The sequence below is a fragment of the Pseudomonas sp. KH_046_1 genome (genome assembly GCF_057839025.1).
The window spans coordinates 1495849-1510000 of sequence record NZ_CM174481.1; the positions used below are offsets into that span (position 1 = coordinate 1495849).

General features: G+C 59.6%; 15 protein-coding genes (1 of these 15 cut by a window edge). 10 read left to right on the forward strand and 5 right to left on the reverse strand.

From position 1 onward, the window contains the following. Positions 1-29: 29 nt before the first annotated feature. Positions 30-971 carry a CAF17-like 4Fe-4S cluster assembly/insertion protein YgfZ gene (gene ygfZ / locus AC3IT9_RS06760; protein ID WP_489272469.1) on the reverse strand — a complete coding sequence of 314 codons (942 nt, stop codon included), beginning with the start codon at positions 969-971 and terminating at the stop codon, positions 30-32. A gap of 149 nt (positions 972-1120) precedes the next feature. On the opposite strand from ygfZ, the gene AC3IT9_RS06765 reads away from it, so the two are divergent. Beyond that, positions 1121-1375 (forward strand): FAD assembly factor SdhE, encoded by a 255-nt coding sequence (locus AC3IT9_RS06765; protein ID WP_057716026.1) that lies wholly within the window; start codon positions 1121-1123, stop codon positions 1373-1375. Beyond that, complete coding sequence (locus AC3IT9_RS06770) at positions 1359-1811, forward strand: protein YgfX (RefSeq protein WP_489272470.1); 453 nt, start codon at positions 1359-1361, stop codon at positions 1809-1811. The genes AC3IT9_RS06765 and AC3IT9_RS06770 overlap by 17 nt, the downstream gene beginning before the upstream one ends. Here the strand turns inward: AC3IT9_RS06770 and nadB are convergent. Beyond that, positions 1780-3396, reverse strand: a complete 1617-nt coding sequence (gene nadB / locus AC3IT9_RS06775) for an L-aspartate oxidase (protein WP_150727532.1) — start codon at positions 3394-3396, stop codon at positions 1780-1782. The two genes, AC3IT9_RS06770 and nadB, sit on opposite strands and share 32 nt — an antisense overlap. A 551-nt stretch (positions 3397-3947) precedes the next feature. Here nadB and rpoE point away from each other — a divergent pair. The 4 genes from rpoE (at position 3948) to AC3IT9_RS06795 (ending at position 7719) form a co-directional block, all read left to right on the forward strand. Then, positions 3948-4529, forward strand: a complete 582-nt coding sequence (gene rpoE, locus AC3IT9_RS06780; RefSeq protein WP_003172477.1) for an RNA polymerase sigma factor RpoE/AlgU — start codon at positions 3948-3950, stop codon at positions 4527-4529. 31 nt (positions 4530-4560) lie between these two features. Then, positions 4561-5148, forward strand: a complete 588-nt coding sequence (locus AC3IT9_RS06785; protein WP_150727531.1) for a sigma-E factor negative regulatory protein — start codon at positions 4561-4563, stop codon at positions 5146-5148. An 8-nt stretch (positions 5149-5156) separates the two neighbouring features. Continuing rightward, positions 5157-6116 (forward strand): MucB/RseB C-terminal domain-containing protein, encoded by a 960-nt coding sequence (locus AC3IT9_RS06790; RefSeq protein WP_150727530.1) that lies wholly within the window; start codon positions 5157-5159, stop codon positions 6114-6116. Positions 6117-6294: 178 nt separating this feature from the next. Further along, on the forward strand, positions 6295-7719 hold the full coding sequence (locus tag AC3IT9_RS06795; RefSeq protein WP_150727529.1) for a DegQ family serine endoprotease: 1425 nt from the start codon (positions 6295-6297) through the stop codon (positions 7717-7719). A gap of 79 nt (positions 7720-7798) precedes the next feature. On the opposite strand, the gene AC3IT9_RS06800 is transcribed toward AC3IT9_RS06795, so the two are convergent. Beyond that, entirely contained in the window at positions 7799-9232 is a 1434-nt protein-coding gene (locus AC3IT9_RS06800) for a M48 family metalloprotease (protein WP_150727528.1), read from the reverse strand. A gap of 98 nt (positions 9233-9330) precedes the next feature. Between AC3IT9_RS06800 and AC3IT9_RS06805 the strand changes: the two genes are divergently transcribed. Together AC3IT9_RS06805 and AC3IT9_RS06810 are read left to right on the forward strand one after the other, a co-directional pair. Beyond that, a complete protein-coding gene (locus tag AC3IT9_RS06805) occupies positions 9331-9570 on the forward strand; it encodes a sulfurtransferase TusA family protein (protein ID WP_007996208.1) in 240 nt (79 codons plus the stop codon). Positions 9571-9601: 31 nt separating this feature from the next. Continuing rightward, complete coding sequence (locus AC3IT9_RS06810; protein WP_489272472.1) at positions 9602-10672, forward strand: AI-2E family transporter; 1071 nt, start codon at positions 9602-9604, stop codon at positions 10670-10672. A gap of 136 nt (positions 10673-10808) precedes the next feature. On the opposite strand, the gene AC3IT9_RS06815 is transcribed toward AC3IT9_RS06810, so the two are convergent. Next, positions 10809-11282: a peroxiredoxin gene (locus AC3IT9_RS06815; protein WP_489272473.1), complete on the reverse strand. Its 474-nt coding sequence runs from the start codon at positions 11280-11282 to the stop codon at positions 10809-10811. A 10-nt stretch (positions 11283-11292) separates the two neighbouring features. Beyond that, the gene (locus AC3IT9_RS06820; RefSeq protein ID WP_007979776.1) at positions 11293-11853 is read right to left on the reverse strand and encodes a glycine cleavage system transcriptional repressor; all 561 of its coding nucleotides are present in this window, start codon (positions 11851-11853) and stop codon (positions 11293-11295) included. A 328-nt stretch (positions 11854-12181) separates the two neighbouring features. On the opposite strand from AC3IT9_RS06820, the gene dapA reads away from it, so the two are divergent. Together dapA and bamC are read left to right on the forward strand one after the other, a co-directional pair. After that, positions 12182-13060, forward strand: coding sequence for a 4-hydroxy-tetrahydrodipicolinate synthase (dapA, locus tag AC3IT9_RS06825; RefSeq protein ID WP_150756238.1), 879 nt, complete (start codon positions 12182-12184; stop codon positions 13058-13060). Positions 13061-13077: 17 nt separating this feature from the next. Continuing rightward, on the forward strand, positions 13078-14152 hold the 5' portion of the coding sequence (gene bamC, locus AC3IT9_RS06830) for an NlpB/DapX family lipoprotein (protein ID WP_150756237.1). Its footprint extends 41 nt past the window's final position; only the first 1075 of its 1116 coding nucleotides appear in the window; its start codon is at positions 13078-13080; the stop codon falls past the right edge of the window.

Below are 14152 nucleotides of genomic sequence, written 5' to 3' on the forward strand. Positions count from 1 at the left end.
CTCTCTAGGTGTTGCGCCAAGTGCTGCCGTTATTGCTGGATTTCGCGATCGCGGTCCAGTTCATAAGGCAGGTCGAGCAGCTGCAAGGACGGCCCTTCGAGCGCGCCCAGGTGGATGTCCCCACTGTCTGCTGCTTCGGCTTGCAACACCGCCAGGAGTTCAATGTTTTGCCCGGCGCGGGCAGCCAGCACCACTTCGCCGATGGAGCTGCCGTGGGTCGGGGAAAACAGCGGGGTACCCGGTTCAGGCAGTTCACTGGCAGCCAGTTGCAGGCGATACAAACGGCGCTTGAGTTTGCCCAGGTACTGCATCCGCGCGACGATTTCCTGTCCGGTGTAGCAACCTTTCTTGAAGCTCACGCCACCGACCGCTTGCAGGTTGAGCATCTGCGGGATGAACAACTCGCGGGTGCCGGGCATGACCTGGCCGATCCCTGCGCGGACCTGGCCCAGCAGCCATTGATTCAGATCGCCTTCGCTCAGTACTGCCGAAAGCTTGCCCTTGATCGCGTCGGCTTGACCGACGGCGACCCACAGTTCGGCACGTTCAGGCGAGACACGGATGGCGATCAGCCCATCGTTGCGCACGACGCTGTCGGTTTCTGCCGGCAGGTCCAGGCCGAAGCTGACCAGCGCGGCGTCGCCATGGTCAACGCCGAAGCGGACCCAGACGGCACTTTCATCGGTCAGTTTCGACTTGGAAAACACCGCGTATTTTTTCAGGTCCGCCAGTTGCGGTTCGAGCAATTCGGTGGCCATGGACAGGACCACGCCGTCACTCTCGAGCAGGATGCGGAAACTCGATTGCATCCGGCCTTTTTGCGTGCAGCGCGCACCGAGGCTGGCCCGGGAATCGCTCAGGTAGTTGAGGTTGCAGGTCAGTTGGCCCTGCAGGAATTTGCTGGCGTCCGCGCCGCGGACCGCGAGAACGCCTTCATGAGAAAGGGTGCAGAAAAAAGCAGAATCGGCCATGGGTCATCGCAGGGTAAAGAGTCTGGCGGACATCATAAGGGGGCGCCTTGGAAATGGGTAGTTCACAAAGGATCACCGGCGCCCGACCAAAGCCGACTGTTCGACGGGACGCGGGGCTGTATACTTGCGGCCTATTTGAGGAGCGCTCCATGGTCGAAGATGTTGAACTGAACCGCCTCTACTGGCACAGCCGCCGCGGCATGCTTGAGCTTGACGTGTTGCTGGTGCCGTTTGTGAAAGAGGTTTATCGGCACCTCAACGAGGTTGATCGCGCCTGCTACGTCAGGTTGCTCGAATGCGAAGATCAGGACATGTTCGGCTGGTTCATGGAACGCAGCGAATCGGAAGATCCTGAGCTGCAACGCATGGTTCGCATGATCCTGGATCGTGTCCAGCCCAAGTAATGGGTTCGAATGCCGCTGGCATGCCTCACGGCAGTTGCTGGCGGCGTATCTTCTGGCCCAGCTGTTCGCGTTGGGTTCGTTGTCTTTACTGTCAATTCCGGTCTGGGCCAGCGCGCTCGGCGTCGTGCTGTGCGTGGCTCACGGAGTCTGGCTGTTGCCCCGGCAAATCCTGCTGACCCACCCGCAGGCCTTTTGCGGCTTGCGGCGCGATGCCGATGGCTGGCAGTTGTGGAGTCGGGCCAAGGGTTGGCAGCCCGTGCAATTGAGGCCGGACAGCCTGGCGCTGCCGTTGGTGGTGGTACTGCGTTTCCGACTACCTGGTGAGCGCCGGGTCCGGGCCATTTGCGTGCCCCGGGACGCGCAGGCGGCGGATGTGCACCGACGCCTGCGGGTCCGGCTCAAATTCAGCCGACGTAGGTGGGTGGCACCAGAATAGTGTCCAGCGCGACCGGCAACAGGTTCGGGTAGTCGAGGGTGTAATGCAGGCCACGGCTTTCCTTGCGCTCCATGGCTGAGAGAATCATCAGCTCGGCCACTTGGGCCAGGTTGCGCAGCTCGATCAAATCCCGGCTGACCTTGTAGTTGCTGTAGAACTCGTCGATTTCATCCAGCAACAGTTGCACGCGGTGTTGCGCCCGTTGCAGACGCTTGTTGGTGCGCACGATGCCAACGTAGTCCCACATGAATCGCCGCAGTTCATCCCAGTTGTGCGCAATGATCACGTCTTCATCGGAATCGGTGACCTGGCTCGCATCCCAGGCGGGAAGGGGAGTTGGCATCGGAATCAGGGGCAGCTGTTCGAGAATGTCCGCTGCCGCCGAGCGGGCATAGACGAAACATTCCAGCAGCGAGTTGCTGGCCATGCGGTTGGCGCCGTGCAGGCCGGTGAAACTGGTTTCGCCAATGGCGTACAGCCCCGGCACATCGGTGCGGCCCTGTTGATCGACCATCACGCCGCCGCAGGTGTAGTGCGCCGCCGGGACCACCGGAATCGGTTGTTTGGTGATGTCGATGGAAAATTCCAGGCAGCGTTCGTACACCGTCGGGAAGTGCGTCTTGATGAAGGCTTCGGGCTTGTGGCTGATGTCCAGATAGACGCAATCGATACCCAGACGCTTCATTTCATGGTCGATGGCCCGGGCGACGATATCCCGTGGCGCCAACTCGGCCCGAGGATCGAAGCGCTGCATGAAGCGCTCGCCGTTGGGCAACTTGAGGTGGGCACCTTCGCCTCGCAGGGCTTCGGTGACCAGGAAGCTCTTGGCTTGCGGGTGATACAGGCAAGTAGGGTGGAACTGGTTGAATTCCAGGTTCGCCACCCGGCAGCCCGAGCGCCAGGCCATGGCAATGCCATCGCCACAGGCGCCGTCAGGGTTACTGGTGTACAGGTAAACCTTGGCCGCACCACCGGAGGCGAGGATCACAAAGCGCGCGCCGTAGGTATCGACTTCGCCGGTGCCGCGATTGAGCACGTAGGCACCGAGGCAGCGATCACCTTCGAGTCCCAGGCGTTTCTCGGTGATCAGGTCAACCGCAACCCGCTGTTCCAGCAGTTCGATGTTCGGTCTTTTCCTGGCCTGGTCGAGCAGGGTGGTGAAAATGGCCGCGCCGGTGGCATCGGCGGCGTGGATGATGCGCCGATGGCTGTGACCGCCCTCGCGGGTCAGGTGGAATTCGAACCCGCCATCTTCGGTACTCGACTGTTCATCGCGGGTAAAGGGCACGCCCTGGTCGATCAGCCATTGAATCGCTTCCCTGCTGTGCTCGACGGTGAAGCGCACGGCGTCCTCATGACACAGGCCGCCGCCGGCATTGAGTGTGTCATCGACATGGGATTCAACGGTGTCGGTGTCGTCCAGCACGGCCGCAACGCCGCCCTGGGCCCAGAAAGTCGAGCCATTGGCGAGGTTGCCCTTGCTCAGTACGGCAATGCGCAAATGACCGGGCAAGGTCAGCGCAAGGCTCAAGCCGGCAGCGCCGCTGCCAATTACCAGAACATCGTGTTGAAACTGTTGGCTCATTTCAGGATTCCGCTCAAAGCGACCCGGATCGGGGGTGGCGCAGCTGGACAGGCGAGTCAAGGCAGCCGCACAACCACTAGTATATAGAGGGGGGGAGCGGCACAATACCCGAGCTAGCATGGCATTGTGAAACTACTGTGACGCAAAACATCGGTCGCTTCGTCGGATGTTTTTCTGCCCGTTGGGCGCGAGAATGACTGTATCGCCGATTTAACAGTCTTTTTCCCTTCACGGTTGCACAATGTCGGTTCGGTGCAACTATAAATATTTGGAACTTTTGCCAAAGGGCCAAGATCAATAGACGGTTGCCTGAAACAAGGGACAGTGTCGGCTTCAGTGGAGGATTGCAGTTCGATCCCTGCTGAAGAATCCGATGACAAGATTATCCGCGCAGCCGGGTCAACTCGTGCTGCGCTTTTCGTGCGTGCCAAATCAGAGCCCGCAGGAAACTTGCCTGGAGGGGGAGAACTTTTGCGAAAAGCCCGAGTCTATGTTTGCAAGTCTGGTGGTTTACTTCTGCAATCCTCCTCCGAGCTCATCGAGGAGTGTTCATGCTAACCCAGGAAGAGGATCAGCAACTGGTCGAGCGCGTTCAGCGCGGCGACAAGCGTGCTTTCGATCTGCTAGTGCTGAAATACCAGCACAAAATTCTCGGGTTGATCGTGCGTTTCGTGCACGACACCCATGAAGCCCAGGATGTGGCACAAGAAGCCTTTATCAAGGCATACCGTGCACTTGGAAATTTTCGCGGAGACAGCGCGTTTTATACGTGGCTTTACCGTATCGCCATCAACACGGCGAAAAACTATCTGGTTTCACGCGGCCGTCGGCCGCCGGATAGCGATGTCAGTTCCGAGGATGCAGAGTTCTACGATGGCGATCATGGCCTCAAGGATCTCGAGTCGCCAGAGCGGGCCTTGCTGCGGGATGAGATCGAAGGCACCGTCCATCGAACCATTCAGCAACTGCCGGAAGATTTACGTACGGCTTTAACTTTACGTGAGTTTGATGGTCTGAGTTACGAGGACATTGCGAGTGTCATGCAATGTCCGGTAGGCACCGTGCGCTCCCGGATCTTCCGCGCCCGGGAGGCCATCGACAAAGCCCTGCAGCCGTTGTTGCAGGAAAACTAAAGACAGCGGCGACAGCCAAGAGAGGAACGCCATGAGTCGTGAAGCCCTGCAGGAATCGCTGTCCGCAGTGATGGATAACGAAGCGGACGAATTGGAATTGCGTCGGGTATTGAATGCCTGTGACGATGTTGAAACCCGTGAAACCTGGGCTCGTTATCAGATCGCTCGGGCAGTGATGCACAAGGATCTGCTGCTTCCACGCCTGGACATCGCGGCGGCTGTTTCTGCTGCCCTGGCTGACGAAGCCGTACCGGCAAAAGCCTCCCGTGGTCCATGGCGCAGCCTGGGTCGTCTGGCGGTCGCAGCTTCCGTGACCCTGGCGGTGCTGGCCGGTGTGCGTCTATACAACCAGGATGAGATCGCCGGTGTCGAACTGGCCCAGCAATCCAGTCAACCCGCGCTGGCCGCTCCTCAAGTAAAAGGCCCAGCCGTTTTGGCAGGCTACAATGAGAGTTCGGATGCTACCGGCCCAATGGCCAACGGCGTATTGCAAGGTCAACCAGGCTGGCATGATCAGCGTCTGCCAGGTTACTTGCGCCAACACGCACAACAGGCTGCACTGAAAGGCACTGAGAGCGCTCTGCCTTACGCTCGTGCCGCAAGCCTGGAAAACCGTTAAGGAGGATCATGCGCGCCATACCTCTACTTTCGCTTCTGCTCAGCGGCTGGTTCATCGTTCCAGCCCAAGCCGATGAAGCTCAGGACTGGTTGACCCGCCTGGGCCAGGCAGAGCAGCAGCAAAGCTTTCAGGGTGCTTTCGTCTACGAGCGTAACGGTAGTTTTTCTACCCATAACATCTGGCACCTCGTCCAGGATGGAAAGGTCCGCGAGCGATTGATCCAGCTTGACGGTTCCGCTCAGGAAGTCGTTCGCATTGATGGGCAAACCCAATGCGTCAGCGGCACACTGATAGCAGGGCTTGGGGACTCCCCGAACTCCGCTGCCCGTGCACTCGATCCTCAAAAGCTCAAGAATTGGTATGACCTCGCCGTCATCGGCAAGTCGCGTGTCGCCGGGCGTCCGGCGGTGATCGTATCGCTGAAGCCCCGCGATCAGCACCGCTACGGCTTTGAACTGCATCTGGACAAAGAGACCGGCCTGCCTCTGAAGTCCTTGCTGTTGGACGACAAGGGGCGGTTGTTGGAGCGCTTCCAGTTCACGCAACTGGATACCGCTGACGTTCCTTCCGAAAAAGACCTGCAGGCCAGTAATGATTGCAAGCCAGTCAATCTCGAAAGTGACAAGGCATCTGCCGTCAAGTCTGCCCAGGTCTGGCGTTCCGACTGGTTGCCGCCCGGCTTCGAGCTGACCAGCAGCACTGCTCGCAAGGATCCGCAGACCAAGACCCAGGTCAATAGCCTGATGTATGACGATGGTCTGACGCGCTTTTCGGTATTCCTCGAGCCGTTGAATGGCGCAACAGTCACCGACACCCGTACTCAGTTGGGGCCGACCGTTGCGGTTTCCCGGCGCCTGGCCACGGCACAGGGTGACATGATGGTCACCGTCGTCGGCGAGATACCGGTGGGTACTGCTGAACGGATAGCGCTTTCGATGCGCACCGACGCCGCTGCAACCAAGCAGTGAGCTGAATTCGAAATGTTTCGTGAGCATTTCAATTTGCAAAAATCCCGTAAATTTCTTATAGGTCAGAGCCCCTCGGCTCTGGCCTTGTTTGTTGTTCCCGGAACAAAAATACCGGCGTATTGTTCCCGGTGTTCCTTGCTCCATATCGCTTAACCCTGCTCGTCGTAACGGGAGCCGTATGTCGATACCTCGCTTGAAGTCCTACCTTTCCATTATTGCCACCGTGCTGGTGCTCGGTCAGGCGGTCACCGCCCAAGCGGTCGAGTTGCCTGACTTTACGCAACTGGTCGAACAGGCCTCGCCTGCGGTCGTGAACATCAGTACCACGCAAAAGCTGCCGGATCGCAAAGTCAGCCAGCAAATGCCCGACCTCGAAGGCTTGCCGCCGATGCTGCGCGAATTCTTCGAACGGGGCATGCCGCCACAATCGCGCTCACCTCGCGACCGCCAGCGCGAGGCGACTTCCCTGGGCTCGGGTTTCATCATCTCTTCCGATGGCTATATCCTGACCAACAACCACGTGATCGCCGATGCTGACGAAATCCTCGTCCGTCTGGCTGATCGCAGCGAAATGAAAGCCAAGCTGATTGGTACCGATCCACGTTCCGACGTGGCGCTGCTGAAAATCGAAGGCAAGGATCTGCCCGTGCTCAAGCTCGGTAAATCCCAGGACCTGAAGGCCGGCCAATGGGTTGTCGCGATCGGTTCGCCATTCGGCTTTGACCACACAGTGACCCAAGGCATCGTCAGCGCCGTCGGTCGCAGCCTGCCGAACGAAAACTATGTGCCGTTCATCCAGACCGACGTGCCGATCAACCCGGGTAACTCGGGCGGCCCGCTGTTCAACCTGAACGGTGAGGTGGTCGGGATCAACTCGCAGATCTATACCCGCTCCGGTGGCTTCATGGGCGTGTCGTTTGCAATCCCGATCGACGTGGCCATGGATGTTTCCAATCAGCTGAAATCCGGTGGCAAGGTCAGCCGTGGCTGGCTGGGCGTCGTGATTCAGGAAGTGAGCAAGGACCTGGCCGAGTCGTTCGGTCTGGAGAAACCGGCCGGTGCGCTGGTTGCCCAAATCCAGGATGATGGTCCGGCTGCCAAGGGTGGTCTGCAAGTGGGCGACGTGATCCTGAGCATGAACGGTCAGCCAATCGTTATGTCGGCCGACCTGCCGCACCTCGTTGGCGCGTTGAAGGCTGGCACCAAGGCCGATCTGGAAGTGATTCGTGACGGCAAGCGCAAGAATGTCGAATTGACGGTCGGCGCGATTCCGGAAGAAGGCAAGGAGCTGGACGCGCTGCCAAAATCCAGCATCGAGCGCAGCAGCAATCGCCTCGGAGTTTCCGTGGTCGAGCTGACTGACGAGCAGAAGAAAACCTACGACCTCAAGGGTGGTGTGCTGATCAAGGAAGTGCAGGACGGCCCGGCCGCCATGATCGGCCTGCAGCCGGGTGATGTGATCACCCACCTGAACAACCAGGCCATCGGTTCCACCAAGGAGTTCGCGGACATCGCCAAGGCGCTGCCAAAGAACCGCTCGGTGTCGATGCGGGTACTGCGTCAGGGGCGTGCGAGCTTCATCACCTTCAAGCTGGCTGAATAACCCGGTTGTTGTTGGTTGAATAAAAAACCGCCTCGAAAGAGGCGGTTTTTTTGTGTCCGGACTTCTTGTCTCCAGGGCTTCAGCCCATCATGTCCTTGATCATGCGCTCCTGTTCCATCAGTTCGCGTTGCCGCGCGTCGATCCGCGAAGACAGCGGGAAGTTGCTGCCAGCCCTGCGTTTGGCGAAGTCCAGTTGTTGAATGGCCTGTTTGTAGTCGCCGACCAGCGCAAAGTATTCGGCGCGAGCCTGATGCAGGCCGATGATATTGCCCGACAGGCCGCGCGTCTCGGCAACCTGATACCACACGTCCGGATCATCCGGACGCGACTTGAGCAGGCCTTCGAGGGCTTTCTCCGCATCCGCAGTACGGTTCTGCTTCAGCAGCAGGTCGACGCGCATCTGGTTCAGTGGGTAGTTGCCAGGGTACTGGGCCATCAACCGCTCAACCCGGGACTGGGCATCCGGCAGGCGGTTGTTGGTGATGTCCAGGTCGACCTGAGCCAGGTTGTAGATGATTTCGTTGGGTGCCTTGGCCAGCAGCAGCTTGAGGTTTTCCCGTGCTTCGTTCAGTTGACCGCCCTTGATCTGGGCAATTGCCAGGCCGTAGCGCGCCACGTCGTTTTTCGGGTTTTCGTCGAGCTGGGCGCGGAAGCGCTTGGCACCGAGCCCCGGGGTTTCTTCATAGATCAACTGGACGCGCGCGCGGATCAGTTGATAGCGCATGCTGTCTTCGATGCCACCCTGTGGCGCTAGTTCGGCGCGGTTGCGGGTGTCGGCGATACGCGATTCGGTGACCGGGTGAGTCAGCAGGAATTCCGGTGGCTTGGCATCGTAGCGGTACTGACGCCCCAGGCGCTCGAACATGGTGGGCATCGACCGGGGGTCATAACCGGCCTTTTCCAGATTGAGAATGCCGATGCGGTCAGCTTCCTGTTCGTTCTGGCGGGAGAATCGACGCTGTTCCTGAATGGCCGCAGCCTGTGTGCCGGCAATGGCCGCGATTCCTGCGTCACCGGCGCCCGCGGCGGCAATCACGATACCGGCCAGCAATGCAGCCATCATGGGTACTTGCATGCGTTGCTGCGCTTCGACGCCCCGGGCAAAGTGGCGCTGCGACAAGTGAGCCAATTCGTGCGCCATTACCGAAGCGTATTCGCCTTCGGTCTGGGCGTTGAGGAACAAACCTCCGTTCACCCCGACGATCCCGCCCGGCGCCGCAAAGGCGTTGAGTTGCGGGCTGTTAATCAGGATGAATTCCAGGCGCCGGTCAGTGACCTGGCTGGTCTCGACCAGTCGGTAGACGCTGGATTCCACGTAATCCTTGAGCTGCGGATCGTTGAGCTGCGAAACCTGGCTGCGCAACATGGCCAGCCAGGCCCGGCCGAGCTGGTATTCCTGTTGCGGTGAGACAATGGCAGAACTGGCGTCGCCGAGTGACGGCAGGTCGTCGGCGAAGCCCGGTGAGGCGAGCAGGCAAGCGAGCGTCAGCAGGGTAGGGCGCAAAAATGTCATGCACAAAGCCTTAGTCGACAAAGACCTTACTGTAGCCGGACACCGGCGTTGCGACCAGATATTCTAGGCAACTCAACCACCTGACCCGGAGTGATGCAATGACCGACGCTGTAGAGCATGACGTTGAACTGGACGCCAGTGGCCTGAACTGTCCGTTGCCGTTGCTCAAGGCCAAGATGGAGCTCAACCGGCTGGCCAGTGGTGCGGTACTCAAGGTCATCGCCACCGATGCGGGTTCGCAGCGCGACTTTCGCACCTTTGCCCGATTGGCCGGTCATACCCTGCTTCGTGAAGAAGATGACGCGGGTGTTTACCGCTACTGGTTGAAAAAAGCCTGAATTCGGCTGCGTTTACTCCTAAGGATTATTGATGTTCAAAGTGTTACGCGACTGGATTCAGCGCTATTTCTCCGATGAAGAAGCGGTGGTGCTGGCTGTGCTGCTGTTTCTGGCATTCACCGTCGTACTGACCCTGGGCGGTATGCTGGCGCCGGTGCTCGCGGGCATGGTGCTGGCATACCTGATGCAGGGGTTGGTGGTGACCCTCGAGCGCCTGCGCGTGCCGGGTTGGGTCGCGGTGGGGCTGGTCTTTGCGTTATTCATGGGGTTGTTGTTGGTATTCATCGTGGTTGTCGTGCCGTTGCTGTGGCACCAACTGATCACTTTGTTCAACGAGTTGCCCGGCATGCTTGCCAAGTGGCAGTCACTCTTGTTGCTGCTGCCTGAGCGCTATCCGCACCTGGTATCCGATGAGCAAGTGCTGCGGGCCATTGAAGTGGCGCGGGGCGAAATCGGCAAGTTTGGTCAGTGGGCGCTCACGTTCTCGCTATCGAGCCTGCCATTGCTGGTGAACATCATGATCTATCTGGTGCTGGTGCCGATCCTGGTGTTTTTCTTCCTCAAGGATCGGGCCATGATCGGCCAGTGGGTGCGCGGTTACCTGCCCCGTGAACGGGCGTTGATCACCCGGGTCGCCCATGAAATGAACCGGCAGATCGCCAACTACATTCGCGGCAAAGTCATCGAGATCTTCATTTGCGGTGGCGTGACCTACATCGCCTTTGTCGTTCTTGAGCTCAACTACGCGGCGCTGCTGGCATTGTTGGTGGGGATTTCGGTGGTGGTGCCTTATGTCGGCGCCGTGGTGGTGACCGTGCCCGTGTTTCTGATTGCGCTGTTCCAGTGGGGCTGGAGCGATCAGTTCATTTACTTGATGGCGGTCTACGGGATCATTCAGACGCTGGATGGCAACGTGCTGGTGCCATTGCTGTTCTCGGAGGCGGTCAACCTGCACCCGGTGGCGATCATTTGCGCGGTGCTGCTGTTTGGCGGGTTGTGGGGCTTCTGGGGGGTGTTCTTCGCGATTCCCCTGGCGACGCTGTTCAAGGCCGTGCTGGACGCTTGGCCGCGCAAGGAGCCGGTGGTGGCGCCGTTGCTTTAGTGGTCAGCCTTTATTTTTCAGTGAGGCTGATGGCCTCTTCGCGAGCAGGCTCGCTCCCACAGTGATTTGTGCCAAGTACAAAACCAATGTGGGACCGAGCCTGCTCGGGAAGGCGTCTGAGCAGACGCCACATACATCAGGCTTTATTCAGTGCCTGAGCTGCAGCCAAAACGGCATCAACATGCCCCGGCACCTTCACGCCGCGCCATTCCTGACGCAGCACGCCTTTGGCGTCGATCAGGAACGTGCTGCGATCTACGCCCATGTATTCCTTGCCGTAGAGCTTTTTCAGCTTGATCACGTCGAACAGTTGGCAGATGGCTTCGTCCTTGTCGCTGATCAGCTCAAAGGGGAATTCCTGTTTGCACTTGAAGTTTTCGTGGGATTTCAGGCTGTCGCGAGACACGCCGAACACTTCGGTATTGGCGGCCTTGAACGCAGCGTACTGATCACGAAAACCCTGCCCCTCGGTGGTGCAGCCCGGCGTGCTGTCCTTGGGGTAGAAGTAGATCACCACCTGCTTGCCTTTCAGGCCGGCGAGGCTGACGGCTTGCCCGCTGGTGGCGGGGGCTTCGAAATCGGCAACCGGTTGGTCGATGGCAACGGCCATGAAAGCTTCCTTACATTGGGTTCTGTGGGCGCCAGGGTTCGATCAGGGCATCGAGGTTCAGCGCGTCGGCAAAATCCAGGAACTGATCGCGCAGCCAGCTGATTTGCACGCCGGCCGGCAAGGTCACGGTAAACGTGGCGTTGAGCATGGTGCCGCCGGTCTGCGGAGCCTGGTAGGTGTCGCAGGTCAGGTTTTCCAGCTCGACATTGTGGTCCATGAAGAACTGGCACAGCTCGTTGATGATGTCCGAGCGGTAGGCCGAGCTGACATAAGCGACGTACGGCAGGGCCTGGGGGCGGTTTTCCAGGGCGGCGCTGCGCACCACGTTGACCGTGAACGCATGCCGCTTGGCCAATACTGGCAGGCTGCCTTCCAGGCGCGCCAGGGCATCCCAGCTACCGGAGATTTCCAGCACCAGGGCACTGCATTCGCCATGGCGGGTCAGGCGAGAGGTGACAACGGCGCAGCGGTTTTCATGGCTGGCGCGGCACAGGACGTTGGTCAGCTCCATGGGGTTGGCGCCGAGGGCACTGATGACAAGGAATTGTTCGCGAACTGTGGGGGTGGACATGCAGCATTCCTAAAGCGATGAGCGGTCGATACGTCCAGAGGGCGTTTTGTCGGGAGCCAGCCTGCGGATGCGAATTCAGAAAACCCCAAGCGGCAGGTTGCGACGTGCTCCGGCGGGGCGGGAGCGAGAGGCGGCAACGCTGGATCAGGGCTTGTGATGCCGAAAATGGAGGCTGAAACCCGACGGACGAGCTTGTCTGTACCGATCAAAGTCTGAAGGGTAGCGAAAACCGGCGCCAAGGGGAATGGCGGCAGCACAGTACTTCGCTTGTGCAAGCAACTTGGCGCCAGTACCATTACGGCTCTCTTTTTCCGGCAGGAGCGGTTTCATGATTGCGGGCAGTATGGTGGCACTGGTCACACCCATGGATGCACAGGGGCGTCTTGACTGGGACAGCCTCAGCAAACTCGTGGACTTCCACCTTGAAAACGGCACCCATGCCATTGTCGCCGTCGGCACCACCGGCGAATCGGCAACCCTCGACGTCAACGAGCACATCGCAGTCATCCGTGCCGTGGTCAAGCAGGTCAATGGCCGAATTCCGGTGATCGCCGGTACCGGCGCCAATTCGACCCGCGAAGCCGTCGAATTGACCCGAAATGCCAAGGAAGCCGGCGCAGATGCCTGCCTGCTGGTCGTGCCGTACTACAACAAGCCGACCCAGGAAGGCCTGTACCTGCACTTCAAGCACATCGCAGAAGCGGTCGACATCCCGCAGATTCTCTATAACGTTCCCGGCCGCACCTCCTGCGACATGCAGGCCGAAACCGTGATCCGCCTGTCCACCGTGCCGAACATCATCGGTATCAAGGAAGCGACCGGCGACCTCAAGCGCGCCAAGGCCATCCTCGATGGCGTAAGCAAGGACTTCATCGTCCTTTCCGGCGATGATCCGACCGCCGTCGAGCTGATTCTGATGGGCGGCAAGGGCAACATCTCCGTCACCGCCAACGTCGCTCCACGTGAAATGGCCGATCTGTGCGAGGCCGCCCTCAAGGGCGATGCCGAGACCGCCCGGGCAATCAACGAAAAACTGATGCCACTGCACAAGGACCTGTTCATCGAAGCCAACCCGATTCCGGTGAAGTGGGCTTTGGTTGAAATGGGCCTGATGCACGAAGGCATTCGCCTGCCGTTGACCTGGCTGAGCGCACCTTGTCACGCAACGCTGCGCACGGCCCTGCGCCAGTGCGGCGTCCTGGTTTAATTGAGGAAGTACAACGCATGAAGCGAATGGCCGGACTTTCCGCACTTGCCTTGATTATCTCCAGCACCAGTGGCTGTGGATGGATCTGGGGCCCGGAAGGTTATTTCCGTGACCGTGGTAGCGATTACCTGGAAGCGCAACAGACTGCACCGATGCAAATACCGCAGGATGTCCGTACCGCCAAGCGTCTGGATCCGCTGTTGCCGATCCCGCGCAACGTGGCCGATGACACCGTCAAGGGCGAATACATCGTTCCTCGTCCGCAACCATTGACGGCTGGGGCCGACGCCAGTCCGTACTCCCTGCAGAAGAGCGGTGATTCGCGCTCGATCCTGGCGCAAAATCCACCGGCCGAAATCTGGCCTGTGGCCGTTCAGTTCTTCCAGGACAACGGTTTCCGTCTGGATGAACAGCGTCCGCAAACCGGTGAATTCACTACGACCTGGCAGCATTCCGATGAGCTGTCTGCGGCCATGGCCAAGCGCTTGAGCGCGGCCGGCGTCAGCACGGACAGCGAAACCCGCGTGCGGGTGCGCATCGAGCCGGGCGTGCAGCGCAACACCAGTGAAGTCTATGTGGTCAGCGCTGAACGTCCTGCCGGCAGCACCGCCGACGTGGCCTTCACCAACCGTTCGGTCAACACTGGCCTGGACGCGGCACTGGTCGACGACATGCTCGCGAGCATGAGCCGCATCTCGGAGAAGGGCGGTTCGGTCTCCATGCTGGCTTCGCGTGATTTCGACGCGCCTAGCCGTGTCAGCCTGAGTGAAGACGGCAGCGGCAACCCTGTGCTGAACGTCGGTACCGACCTGGATCGTGCCTGGTCGAGCGTCGGTCGTGCGTTGGAACAAGGCGAATGGCGTGTTGAAGACATCAACCGCAGCCTGGGCCTGTACTACATCAACCTGGCCGAAAAAGCCGAGAACAAAGACGACAAGCCAGGCTTCTTCAGCAGCCTGTTCGGCAGCGCGCCGAGCAAGGAAGAGCTTGACGCCCGCGCCGAGCGTTACCAGGTTCGCCTGAGCAAGGTTGGCGAGAACGTCCAGGTCACCGTCGAGAAAAACATCAACACCGTGGCGCCGGCAGATGTGG